This window comes from Maricaulis sp. D1M11 (assembly GCF_047308265.1).
In the GTDB taxonomy this organism is placed as follows: domain Bacteria; phylum Pseudomonadota; class Alphaproteobacteria; order Caulobacterales; family Maricaulaceae; genus Maricaulis.
Window position 1 is genome coordinate 26,404 of sequence record NZ_JBKQWY010000007.1, and the last position, 12,603, is coordinate 39,006.

At 60.2% G+C, this 12,603-nt stretch carries 11 protein-coding genes; 8 read left to right on the forward strand and 3 right to left on the reverse strand.

Features of this window, described 5'->3' with window-relative positions:
- Positions 1-59 precede the first annotated feature (59 nt).
- Both RMQ97_RS11085 and RMQ97_RS11090 read left to right on the forward strand, forming a co-directional pair.
- Positions 60-962, forward strand: a complete 903-nt coding sequence (locus tag RMQ97_RS11085; protein WP_413660944.1) for a lipid A-modifier LpxR family protein — start codon at positions 60-62, stop codon at positions 960-962.
- Positions 963-1,165: 203 nt separating this feature from the next.
- Positions 1,166-2,200, forward strand: coding sequence for a ribonucleotide-diphosphate reductase subunit beta (locus RMQ97_RS11090; protein ID WP_413660945.1), 1,035 nt, complete (start codon positions 1,166-1,168; stop codon positions 2,198-2,200).
- A 63-nt stretch (positions 2,201-2,263) separates the two neighbouring features.
- Here the strand turns inward: RMQ97_RS11090 and RMQ97_RS11095 are convergent, their stop codons facing one another.
- Positions 2,264-3,331 (reverse strand): acyltransferase family protein, encoded by a 1,068-nt coding sequence (locus RMQ97_RS11095; protein ID WP_413660946.1) that lies wholly within the window; start codon positions 3,329-3,331, stop codon positions 2,264-2,266.
- A 104-nt stretch (positions 3,332-3,435) separates the two neighbouring features.
- Positions 3,436-6,012 carry a bifunctional aspartate kinase/diaminopimelate decarboxylase gene (locus RMQ97_RS11100; protein WP_413660947.1) on the reverse strand — a complete coding sequence of 859 codons (2,577 nt, stop codon included), beginning with the start codon at positions 6,010-6,012 and terminating at the stop codon, positions 3,436-3,438.
- A 182-nt stretch (positions 6,013-6,194) separates the two neighbouring features.
- Between RMQ97_RS11100 and RMQ97_RS11105 the strand changes: the two genes are divergently transcribed.
- Positions 6,195-7,658 carry an AMP nucleosidase gene (locus RMQ97_RS11105; RefSeq protein WP_413660948.1) on the forward strand — a complete coding sequence of 488 codons (1,464 nt, stop codon included), beginning with the start codon at positions 6,195-6,197 and terminating at the stop codon, positions 7,656-7,658.
- Positions 7,659-7,714: 56 nt separating this feature from the next.
- Here the strand turns inward: RMQ97_RS11105 and RMQ97_RS11110 are convergent, their stop codons facing one another.
- Positions 7,715-8,086, reverse strand: coding sequence for a VOC family protein (locus RMQ97_RS11110; protein WP_413660949.1), 372 nt, complete (start codon positions 8,084-8,086; stop codon positions 7,715-7,717).
- 111 nt (positions 8,087-8,197) lie between these two features.
- Between RMQ97_RS11110 and RMQ97_RS11115 the strand changes: the two genes are divergently transcribed.
- The 5 genes from RMQ97_RS11115 (at position 8,198) to RMQ97_RS11135 (ending at position 12,575) form a co-directional block, all read left to right on the forward strand.
- Positions 8,198-9,082, forward strand: a complete 885-nt coding sequence (locus tag RMQ97_RS11115) for a LysR family transcriptional regulator (protein ID WP_413660950.1) — start codon at positions 8,198-8,200, stop codon at positions 9,080-9,082.
- A 137-nt stretch (positions 9,083-9,219) separates the two neighbouring features.
- On the forward strand, positions 9,220-9,855 hold the full coding sequence (locus RMQ97_RS11120; protein ID WP_413660951.1) for a hypothetical protein: 636 nt from the start codon (positions 9,220-9,222) through the stop codon (positions 9,853-9,855).
- Between the two features lie 12 nt (positions 9,856-9,867).
- A complete protein-coding gene (locus RMQ97_RS11125; protein ID WP_413660952.1) occupies positions 9,868-11,127 on the forward strand; it encodes a helix-turn-helix domain-containing protein in 1,260 nt (419 codons plus the stop codon).
- Between the two features lie 56 nt (positions 11,128-11,183).
- Entirely contained in the window at positions 11,184-11,957 is a 774-nt protein-coding gene (locus tag RMQ97_RS11130; RefSeq protein ID WP_413660953.1) for a MipA/OmpV family protein, read from the forward strand.
- 81 nt (positions 11,958-12,038) lie between these two features.
- Entirely contained in the window at positions 12,039-12,575 is a 537-nt protein-coding gene (locus tag RMQ97_RS11135) for a hypothetical protein (protein WP_413660954.1), read from the forward strand.
- Positions 12,576-12,603: the final 28 nt, after the last annotated feature.

The following is a 12,603-nucleotide window of genomic DNA, read 5'->3' on the forward strand; positions in this document are numbered from 1 at the left end:
GAAACAGGGTGAAACTGTCACACAGACCCTGTTTTATAGTCACAACAAGGGGGATAACGATGGCTCTCGGTCGTCGCAGCGAATTGCTATGTGCGGGATTGGTCGCACTGGGTGGCGTCAGTTATCTGATGTCCACGCCCGGTATTGCGACCTCTTCCGGCGTCGTGAGCACAACCTCAGCCAATGCTCCGGCTTCTGCCCACAGTTTCTCAAGCTCGTCCGGAAACGGCGGGTTTGTCTCCAGTCGTGATCTCGTGCAAAGCCAGTTCATGGCTGAAGGCAATGTTCGTCCCTTATCACCGGGAGCCGCCCGTGTCGCATTGACGGCCTTGTCGTCCAGCTCCGGTATCGAGGGCCGCGATGCGTTGGCAGCCATGAGTGTCACACCCACCGGTCGGATTGATCTGGGCAATGCCGGAACAATCGAGGTCTCCGTTCTTGATGATGCCAGTGCCGGTGCTGCTTACGACCTGTTTGTACCCGAACGTGTGAGCAATTCGCCGGTTGTTGTCGAACACGAAGACCATCGCCCGACGGTGGCCGTGAATTACAGCCGATCTTTTGACTCACCGGGCGAGGGCAATCAGCTGGATGTGTCCGTCACCCCGCATGCCGGTGTCAGTGTCGGACCGGATGGTTCAGCTACCAGCGCCGGCGCTGAAGTGCGCATCGGCGAGTATTTGGGCAGCGATGAAGAGCCTGGTGCCAGTTGGTTCGTCTTTGCCGGGGCTGATCGCCGGGCGTTGATGTATGATCCCTCGCAAGGCATGGATCTGCGCGAAGCGTTCGATCTGACCCAGCGCCAGGTGGTCGGAGATGGTCAGGCCGGTGTGGCCCTGCGGATGGGCGATGCTGATATTTCGCTTGCCTATGTCCGACGTGAGTATGAATACGTCGCGGGCGTCGAGAAATATAAAGAGACCGAGGATTTCGGCGCGGTTTCGGTCAACTGGACCTGGTAGGTTCGACGCTGAATGTCAGCGCCTTATGATCGGACATCAGCTCGATAAAAGCACTATCATCGCGTTTGAATTGCACCCTAGCTGCGACACATGATCGCGAAGATGTGGAAGATCCACAACAAGGTGTAGACGTTTCGGTAGGCTTGGGCGCAATATGTTGTGTGTCGCGCAGGCGACGCCGATTCGACGCAGGCGAGGTTTCCATGACCATCATTACCCCGGATACACCCGGTCTTTTGACCACCAGTCACTCCTACAAGCCGTTCCGCTATCCGTGGGCGTATGACTTCTGGAAGAAGCAGCAACAGGTTCACTGGATGCCCGAGGAAGTGCCCCTCGGCGAGGATTGCAAGGACTGGGCGACCAAGCTGTCTGACAAGGAGCGCAATCTCCTGACCCAGATTTTCCGCTTCTTCACCCAGTCGGACGTCGAAGTGAATGACAATTACATGGAGCGCTACAGCCGCGTCTTCCGTCCGACGGAAGTGAAAATGATGCTGTCGGCCTTCTCCAATATGGAGACCATTCACATTGCCGCCTATGCCTTGCTGCTGGAAACCATCGGCATGCCGGACAGCGAATTCTCCGCCTTCATGGAATACCAGGCGATGGCGGACAAGCATGATTACATGCAGCGGTTCGGTGTTGAATCGGAAGCTGATATCCTGCGTACGGTGGCCATGTTCGGGGCTTTCACAGAAGGACTGCAGCTTTTCGCCTCCTTCGCCATGCTCATGAATTTCCCGCGCTTCAACAAGATGAAGGGCATGGGGCAGATCGTAACCTGGTCGATCCGTGATGAGAGCCTGCACTGTGAAGGCATGATCAAGCTCTTCCATGCCTTTGCCAAGGAGACCGGCGCCCTGACCCAGGAGGTCAAGGACGACATTGTCGAGTGCTGCCGCACTGTGGTCGGTCTTGAAGACAAGTTCATCGAGCTCGCCTTCGAGATGGGTGAGGTCGAAGGCATGACGCCGGACGATATTAAGCAATATATCCGCTATATTGCGGACTGGCGCCTGGGGCAGCTCGACCTGCCCAAGCTGTATGGTGTCAAGGAACACCCGCTGCCCTGGCTGACGGAAATCCTCAACGGAGTTGAACACGCCAACTTCTTCGAGGCGCGTGCGACGGAGTATTCCAAGGGGGCCACCCAGGGTGACTGGCACGGCGATGAGGGTGTGTGGTCTATGTTTGATGACATGAAAACCAATCGGGAGACCGCCGAGGCTGAATAGGGTCTCACGATGAATCGGATAAAAAACCCCCGCCTGGCCGTGCCAGGCGGGGTTTTCTGTGTGTCAGCGTGAAGGGCCAAGCTGCCGGATAAGCCGTGCGAGCGGGGTTTCAAACAGGCGTTCGGTGAGCATGGCCGCGACCAGGCTGGCGATCAGCATGACCGGGATCATGAGCATATTGTCCAAAAGTCCGGGCAAGGCGAAGGGCGACCAGATCCGCCCGATGACGCTCATCACGAGAATATGGGTCAGATAAAGCGCAAATCCCGCTCGGGCCACGCCGGCCAGGCTGAGCCAGCGTGATGAGGGTTGCGAGTGCGTCCAGGCGTTGAGCGCATAGATCATCAGGGCCGGGCCAGGCGCGAGAAGCGCGACCCTTTGCAAGGGAGCAAGCAGGCGCAGATCCTGGTCAATCAGGGCCGCGCCGACGGCGACAGTCAGCATGATCATGCCCGCCATGATGGCCAGAAGGCGTGCGCGCACCGGTGAAGGGGTGGGGAGCAGGGCGAGGGCAAGGCCCAGAATGTATTCCAGTCCCAGCGGATGGGAGATCAGACGGGTCTCAGCGGTCCATTGTCCGGCCCCGACGGCATAGAGCACCAGTGTGAACCCGGCCCAGATCCCCAGCGCGGGCCAGAGCCAGCGTCTTGGCAGGGCCAGCAATGCGGCGGAGACGAGATAGAAAAAGGCCAGATGAACCAGTGTCCAGCCCACGGCATGCAGGGGCGCCGTGTCGGCGGGCCATAACAGGAAGGACCGGATGAGGTCCGGCGTTTCCGAACGACTGCCAAAGACCAGATCGGGCTGAACCAGCCAAACCGCCAGAAGGGCCAGGCTGACTGCCCAGTAGAGCGGGAAGAGCCGCGAGGCGCGGTCAATCAGAAAGCGGAGCGGTGTCGGTCGCCGGTTTGCAGGTTGTCCGATAAAGAGCTGCCCCATCATGAAGCCGGAGAGCACGAAAAAGATATCAACTCCGGACACGCCGAGCAGCAGACGGGGCGATAGAAGGTTGCCATCGCCATACCGAGCCTCGATCGTCGTGAGATGATAGAGCGCGACCAGGCCAAAGGCGACAATCCGAAGCCCGTCCAGCGCCGGTCGATAGGCACGCACAGACGTCTGTGCGCTCATGGACTCATGTGTATTCATCGCCGCGTACCCATTCCGGTCCAACAAAACCCCGCCCGCAGCATAGAGCTGAGATCGGGCGGGGCAATCATGGAGGTGAGACGCGGTTAGATCACCGCCTCACCGGCGGGTTGGCGCAAATTATAGGTCGAGGCCATGACCCTGCCATAGGCGCCGCCATTGCCGATCAGGATGATGTCGCCTTCCTCGGTGTGTGGCATCAGACGCTGGGCACCGAGACGGTCGGCAGTCTCGCAGATCGGACCGACAATATCGGCAACCCAGTCCATGGGCTCATCCAGGCGCGTCAGATTGACGATATCATGCCGGGCGCCATAGAGCGCCGGGCGGATAAGACTGTTCATACCGGTGTTAATGCCGATGAAGCGGGCATCTGGTGTGTGTTTGACCTGATTGACCCGGGCGAGCAGCACTCCGGATTCCGCGACGATGAAACGGCCCGGCTCAAGCCAGAGCTGATAGTTCGGATAGGCGGTCTTCAATTCGCCCAGCATGACATCCAGCGCATCCGTATCGATGCGGCGCGGCCCGGAGGCCTCATCCACGCCCAGACCGCCGCCCAGATCGAGGATTTTGACATCCGGCAGATCCCGGGCTGTCTCTGTGAGAAACAGGCCGACCCGGCGCCAGTGTTCCGGATCGGAAATGCCGGAGCCGGAATGGACATGCAGGCCGGTGATGATGGCGCCGGCTTTGCGGGCCAGGTCGATCGCTTCGGGCAGTTCGTCTGCATGCAGGCCGAACTTGGCTTCCGGACCCGCTGTGCGCACATGTTTGTGGTGGCCTTCCGGGCGCTGCGGATTGATGCGCAGGGTGATCTCCGCACCGGCAAAGATCTCGGACCAATGGCGGAGCGGGTGCAGGCCGTCGAGGGTGAGATGGACCCCCATTTCGATCGCTTCGGCATATTCAGCCCGCGAGGCGAAATTGGGTGTGAAGAGGATCCGATCCGGCCCCAGGTCCGGCACAGCGGCGCGCGCGGCGTGGACCTCGGCCATGGAGACGCATTCCACACCCAGCCCCGCTTCAACCGCAGTCCGGATCACATCGGGCTGGTGATTGGCTTTCATGGCATACCAGCCGCGATCCAGGTTTTTCAGTCCGGATATGGCGCTGGCCCGGGCTTTGACTGTCTCCAGATCATAGACATAGAGAGCGCTGTCGGCGGGACACAGGTCGAGCAGAGCCTGTCGCTTGGTCCGCCACCACACAGGTGATGAGGCGCTCGGCGTGTCCACTGCCTGGGCCTGGAGTTCGCGCCAGCTGGGGCCGAAGGTCACATCGCGGGGTTTGGGCTGGATGAGCTGATCATGCAGGCGACGGCACAAGGCCTTGCCCTGGTCGCCGTCGACGACCACGGTCAGATTGAGGTCATTGGCGGCCTGGCTGACCAGGCGAACCGGATAATGCGCAAAGGCCTCCATGGCCGGACCGAATTGGGCCAGAAGGGCTCGGACACCGCGCCCGACCAGGCTGACCGCCGCACAGTCCTCGATCAACTCGACACGAGCGATGGCTTCAAGATCTGAGCGCAACCGGTCAAGCACTTCCGGCGTGAGGGCCGGGTCCTCGTCCAGGGAGAGGGTGACAGAGGTTTCCGACGTGGAGACCAGATCAATAGAGACGCCATGCTGGGCGAAGGGTTCGAACGCCTTGGCGAGAAAGCCTGACGTCCGCCACATGCCGTCATTGTCGAGCGTGAAGAGGCGAACGCCATGTTTCACTGATACGGCTTTCAGGCGGGGCGCATCCTCCGAGGGGGTTGCCTGGATACGGGTCCCGTCCAGTTCGGGTTGATGGGTACACAGAACCTGCATGGCGATACCGGCCTTGCGGACCGGCGCTATGGCGCGTGGATGCAGGACGCCGGCGCCCATGGACGCCAGTTCCTGGGCTTCCTCATAGGACAGTGCCCGGATCTGACGGGCGGATCCCGTCAGGCGCGGGTCGGCGGAGAAGAAGCCGGGGACATCGGTCCAGATCTCAAGTCGATCCGCATTCAGCTTGGCGGCGAAATAGGCCGCAGACGTATCTGATCCACCTCGGCCCAGAATGGCTGTATCGCCGTCCTCACGACCCGCAATAAAGCCCTGGGTGATGACTACCGGAGCGCCGGTATCGTCCAGCCGGGCTTGCAGGGCCGTGTCGGTGTCATAGGCGCAATCGGCATTGAGATAGGAGGAGACCGGGTCTGAGGGTAAAGCCTGCAGCGCTGTGCGGGCATCCAGCCAGTGGGCCTGAAGGCCGGTCTTGTTCAGCCAGGCTGCGCCGAGTGTGGTGGCCATCAGCTCACCGTGCGCCATGATGCGGGCACGCAGACGCGGACTGGCATCGCCGGTCAGGCTGATGCCGGCGGACAGACGTTCCAGCCCGGTGAAATAGCTGTCCAGCAGGGCGGCCCCGTCCAGTTCCATCTCGCTGGCAAGATCGAGATGGCGCGCACGAATGGCGGCGAGAACCGGTTCAGCCTCGTTCTCCAGAGCAGCGATCACAAGGTCTTCCAGTGCATCGGAAATGCCTGACAGAGCGCTGTGGACGATCAGGGCGCGGTGTCCGGCCTCCAGGCGGGCCGTGACCTGTTTGGAGATGACACGCCAATCCGCCAGCGATTTAACGCTGGTGCCGCCGAATTTCAGGACGATCCAGGTTTGTGTGTTGGTCATGACGTGTCTCTCTTTCAGTCGTAGCGGGCAAAAATCCGCGAACCGGCGTGAATACAGAGAAGTTTTCCCCAGGCCAATGCTGAAACGCGAATGTGAACATTCAGATCGCGCCAAAATCAGGCTTGCGTGAGGCTGCGGGATTCCGATTTACGAGCAGGGCGGTTTCATGTCATATCGCCGCGATGACCGAATATAAGATAGTGAACACACCGAAAGAGGCCGTCGACGAGCTGGACCGCCTCTATACTGCCGCCGTAGACCGATTGCGCGCGGCCCTGAAAACATTTTTGAGTGGCGAAAAGATCGACGTCGCCGCCCTGCGAGCCGAACAGGCGTTTGTCTATCCGGAATTGCGCGTGAATTACGCGCCGGACGGACCGCCCCCGCCGATCAGTCGGGCCTTTGGCAAATTTACCGATCCGGGTATCTATAAATCGACCTTCACACACCCCGAGCTGTTTCGGGACTATCTCTGTCAGCAGCTCGACCTGCTGATCGAGACCTATGACATTACGCTCGAAGTGGGGCCATCCGAGGTGGAGATCCCCTTTTCCTACGTGCTGGATGGCGCTGAAGGTCTGGACATGGATGCCGCGACACCGGCCGAACTGGTGCGCCATTTCCCTTATGCGGACCTCTCCAAGATCAATGATGAAGTGCCCAATAGCGAGCATCTTCATGTGCCGGGTGCGGACCGGCCCATGGCCCTGTTTGATGCCCCGCGCACGGATTACTCGCTGCAGCGGCTGAAACACTATACCGGCACACCCTATGAGGATGTGCAGCAATTCATCCTGTTCACCAATTACCACCGCTATGTGGATGCCTTCACCAGCTGGGCCATCGGTCAGCTGAAGGAAGACAATCACTATGAGAGTTTCTCAGCCGCCGGTTTTGTGACTGTGGATGCGGACACACCCAATGCCCATGCGGTGGTGGAAGGAGCGCCCTGGCGACGCTTCCAGATGCCGGCCTATCACCTCAAGGCACCGGGCGGCCGGGGCATTACCATGGTCAATATCGGGGTTGGTCCGTCCAACGCCAAGAATATCACAGACCACCTGGCTGTTCTGCGACCGCAATGCTGGTTGATGATCGGTCACTGTGGCGGGCTGCGCCATTCCCAGCGTCTGGGCGATTATGTGCTGGCACACGCCTATCTTCGTTATGATGCGGTGCTCGATGACGATCTGCCGCTGGAGGTGCCGATTCCACCGATCGCCGAAATCCAGATCGCACTGGAAGAGGCTGTGGCTGATGTGTCCGGGGATGGGGGCGAGGATCTCAAGCGTCGCCTGCGCACCGGGACCGTTGCAACCTATGCCGACCGGAACTGGGAACTGCGTTACGCGGCAGCGGCCAAACGCATCAATCAGTCGCGTGCCATTGCTGTGGATATGGAATCGGCCACCATCGCCGCGAATGGCCTGCGCCTGCGGGTACCGTACGGTACGCTGTTGTGTGTCTCGGACAAGCCGCTGCACGGTGAGCTGAAACTGCCAGGTGCTGCGAACCTGTTCTACCAGCGCTCGGTGTCCGAGCATTTGCGTGCCGGTATCAAGACGCTGGAACTGCTCAAGCAGGATGGTGGCGAGGCTCTGCACTCTCGCAAGCTGCGCAGTTTCGACGAGCCGCCCTTCCGATAAACACAGGCACCGGCGTTCTGCTCATGGCGAACGCCGGCCCTGTTGGGCGTCGGGTTCTAGCTCTCCAGATGATGAATGTTCAGCTTGTTTCCGTCGAGATCGCGGAAATAGGCGGCATAAAACCCATCAGCCCGATATCCCGGCTGCCCCTCGTCCGTGCCGCCCAGTTCGAGGGCTTTGGCGTGAAGGAGATCGACCTGGGTGGGCGAGCTCGCCGAGAGCGCAATCATGACGCCATTTCCAATGGTGGCGGCCTGACCGTTTTCGGGAATGTGGATCGAGAAGGCTGGGCCGCCTTCATGCGGGGCCCAGACGATGAAATCGTTCATTTTCATGATCTGGTGTGCGCCCAGCTCTGACAAAAACGCATCGTAGAAACGTTCAGAACGGACCAGATCGTCGGTACCAAGTGATGTATAGCCAATCATGACAGAGCTCCCAGGCTGTGAGGGGTGGATCGGCTTGCATATGGTGCATTGCAGTTTCGGGCGGGATAGGCAAAAATTTGAGCGGGTATTTCATCTATGAAATGGTGATCCGTGGACTGGAATCTCGTCAAAACCTTTCTTGCTGTCTGTGAAACGGGGTCGCAGGTCCGGGCGGCATCGCGCACGGGGCAGAGCCATGCCACGGTGTTTCGTCACATGGCGCTCCTGGAAAAACAGATGGGAACCCGTCTGTTTGACCGGATCAGGGGGCGATATGTCCTCACCGATGCCGGACGGGATATGCAGGATCTGGCGCTCGACATTGCGCAGGGCTTTGACGATATCGGACGTCGTATCGCCGGGCGTGACACAGGTGCAGAGGGTCTGGTGCGCCTGACCGTCCCCCGCAGTTTTGCAGAGACTGTTGTGCCGCGTTATCTCGCGGACTTCTGCAAGATGTATCCCGCGATCCAGGTTGAGCTCTTGGTGTCCAACCAGGAAGTGAACATGGCCGATCGCACGGCGGATATAGCGCTGCGGGTCTCAGCCAGCCCGCCTGACCACCTCTGGGGGCGCAGGGTATTGAGCATTGACTGGTCGGTCTACGCGTCACCGGACTATCTGGTGAACCACGACCCTTTGGCCCAGCTCGAGGACCTCGCCCGACACCGCCTGATCGCGCCCGCAGGGCCGCTTGCTCGCTACCCCGCCTATCGTCGTGTTCTTGAGGACGGACAGGCCCTGTCTCCTCTCAAATGTGATGACCTGACGGTGATGGCGTCGTTGGCCGCTCAGGGGCAGGGCGTGGCTTTGCTACCGGATGATCTACGGCGCGAGGATCTTGTGCGCTGTTTCACCTATCCGCATGCATCGCAAAACACACTCTGGGTTCTCACGCACATGGATCTGCGTACCCTGCCACGCGTGTCCGTGTTGATGGGCTATCTCGCGCAGGCCTTCAGTACGGATCCCTACTGGGCCAGGGCTGAGGATTAGGGGGTGGCGGGGTGTGAGACGGCACGGTATGCGGTGGAGGACCTGGCATGCGCCAGATGTCCCGACCGTGTCGGCGGGCCAGTTCTGGCGTCCCGTTTAATCGAACCAGGTGACGAACTCCATACAGGAATAATGTGATGACCTCGCCCATTTCCATCCCGAAACCGCCCTGGCTGGGCCGCGCCCTCATTGAGGCCGGACTGATCGTGTTCGCCGTTGTGCTGGGTTTCATCGTCAATGAATGGCGTGAGGATGTGGCGGATCGACGGGCTGCACGCGAGGCCATGTCGCGGGTTGTTGCAGAAATTGAATCGAACATCACCCAGCTCGAACGGGTTGCGACGTATCACGAGGCGGTCGCGGCGCGTATTGGTGACCGTCTGGCCGAGATTGATGCGAGCGAGACACCCGTGACCGGCACGATCTTCGGTGAGTCAGCCCGCATCATGCCGCAGGGGATCAATGCGCCGGGGCTGTCGCGTTTTGCCTGGACCCATGCTCAACAGCACGGGCGTCTGGATGTGCTTCCCTATGAAGTGGTCGCCGAGACAGCGCGCGTCTATGACATGCAGGCCAATGGCGTGGAATCGACCTGGCGCCAGATTGTCGATCTTCTGTTTGCCGGTCCGGAGGTGATGGAAGAGGCGGATTTGCGGCCCGTACTCCAGTTCACCGCGATCGGTTTTACAGAGTTGGCGTCCCAGGAGCGCTATTTGATCGCGCAGTACCGATCTCTGCTTGAAGACCTGCGCGAGGCAGGCATTGACGGCTGAGGAGCCGCTTTCATGAGTCTTGAAGCTCTGATCTTTGTTGAGACGATTTTTGCGGCGATGATCATCGGGGTCGCCTTGTTCACCTGTCTGCTGCTGATGCGGGGACCTGCGGAGGATGTGCGCGTTCGGGTCGGGTTGATGACCTTCCTGGGTGTCGCCGCCCTGTCGGAAATCGATGATCTGGCGGCGCTGGGCGGGGTCTATGACGCTCACCCCTGGATGGCGGGTTTGATCTGGCCAATCATCATCCTGATGGGGCCCTCGATCCTGCTGTATGTGCGGGACGTCACCAATCCCTTGCGCCCTGAGCTGACTGTACGCCGGATCGCCATGTATGGCGGTTTAGTGCCGCTGGGTTATCTTCTTTTGCTGCCTTGGTATGGCTTACCCGCGCAGGACAAGATTGCCAGCCTGGATAGCGGTGCGCCTCCCGAAGGCCTGGCCGGCATGGCGGTCCAGGCGATTGATTTCATCTTTCTGGCCGTCGCCTTTATTAGCCTTGTGCTGACCTATCGGCATCTGGGGCGACACTCGGTGACCATCCGCAATGTGTTCTCCAATCTGGAAAACAAATCCCTGCTCTGGCTCCGCAATATTCTTCTCGCGCTGACCTTTGCCTGGTTGGTCGGAATTTTCTTCACCCTGGTTGAGGTCGTGGCGATTGATGACTCTATTGAGGGCAATATCGTGTCGATTCTGGAGTTGTTCTGGGTCAGCGGGACCGCCTATTTCGGACTGAACCAGGCCACTGTTTTCCAACAGGCCGTCACAGACGCACCGGACTTGCCGACCCAACCCGCCAAGTATTCCAAAAGCGCCTTGTCCTCGGAGAGAATGGCGCGGATCGCTGCGCGTCTGGACACGGCGATGGCGGAGGGACGCCTTTATCGCGATAGTGGGCTGTCCTTGCGTCGTCTCGCCGACATGATCCATGTCAGCGAGAACAATGTCTCCCAAACCCTAAACGAGCATCTGGGGCGTAGTTTCTTTGATTTTGTGAACATGTGGCGCATTGGTGAGGCCTGTCATCGCTTGCGCAGTGGCGAGCGCGTGCTCGATATCGTTCATGCGACAGGCTTCAACTCCCGCTCGACCTTCAATGCGGCCTTTCGCAAACATACCGGTGTCACGCCCACGGACTGGCGCCGGAATCCTCTCGACTGGCCTGAGGCGTTGCCGGACCCGGGGGCGTCCAGCATGTCCGGGCCGGACGGTTCGGACATTGTAATGACCGATCCTACAGGCTTGGGCGACCGTCCTTCCGAGACCTGACATATCCCGCTCATCTCGAGGGCCCGCCTTTTGCGGATCCTCTCAGTGAGTTGAGGATGATGATGAAGCTTCGTCGATTGATGTGGGTAAGCGCGCTGGTGCCACTGGTCTGGGGTCTTGGGTCAGGACAAGGGTATGCGCAGGAGAATGAGGGCGCACGAGTCTATGTCGGCGCCGGTGTTCTGGTGGAGACCATTCCTTTTCTGGGTGAAAGCGGTGATCTCGATGTCAGCCCGGTGCCCATAATCCTCTATCAGGGTGAGCGCATCTCGGCCGGTGTAGACGGGCTCGGGGTCAAGGTTTTTGAACGCGACGGGTTCGAGGTGGACGTGCGGGCGCGTCCCCGTTTCGGTTTTGCCGACCCCGGCGAGGTGACCGGGCTGGAAGACATGAGCCGGGATATGGCGGGTGAAGTCGGCCTAGCTGCACAGTTCGAGCGCGGGCCGGTTGTCGCCGAATTCGACTATTTCATTGATGTCACCGATGCCCATGGTGGGCAGGAAGCCAGCCTGCGCGTGGGCATGGACCACCAGATCTCGGACCGGATGAGCCTGGGTTGGCGGGTTGGGGGTCGCTGGCAGGACCAGGATTTGTCGACCTATCTTTACGGGGTCTACGCCGAGGAGGCGCGCCAGGGGCGTCCGGCCTATGCCGTGGATGCAGGCGTGACCCCCGTCCTGGAGGCCGAGTTCACCTATGCAATCAACACCAACTGGCTGTTGGTGGCAGGGGCGGACGTGGAATTCCTCTCAGATAGTGCCAAGGACAGCCCGATCATTGACGCGGATCATGTCGCAGGCGGGCATCTCGTCTTGCTGCGCCGCTTCTGACCCGGATCGCGGCCTGAAGAGATGGTGAGTCCGGTGCGTCGCTGGGGCCTCCCCCTGCTCCTGTGGACCGGGATCGGCTTGATGTGTTGGATCAGCCTGTCCTGTGGTCTCGGTCCCAGCGAGACGGGCTCACCTGAATGTGTTGCCGGCCCTGGCCCGGCGTCCCCCCTGCATGGCGGGTTGGGGCTGGCAGCACTGATTTGCGGTATGGTACTGGTACAATCGAAACGCGACCCGGCCCGTTATCCGGTGTTGATGAGCCTCTATGCCCTGTCGGTTCTGGGGTGTGTGTTTTCGGGCGCGGCCCTCATGGCCGGTGACCCGCCCTATTGGCCCGAACGTCTGGGGCGGGTGGTCTGGGGTGCTCTTTGGCTTGGCAGTTGCCTGCGGGCCGTTTGGATGGCGGATACTGCCGAGATCGGCGCGGCGAGATTCTGGCTGGCCCTTTCATTCAGTCTTGGTTTTGCGGCGATCAGTTTTCGTGTTCTGACCATCGTCTTGATGATCGGTCCGGGACTGCCCGTCGCTTGGGCGCGTCCCCTCGCATTGTGGAGTGTCCTTGCGGTGCATGGGCTGGGCGTCTGTCTGCCCCGTTTGGGAAATTTTCGTGTCCAGTGAGCCCTTGCCCCGCCGGGTGTGAGGGCGT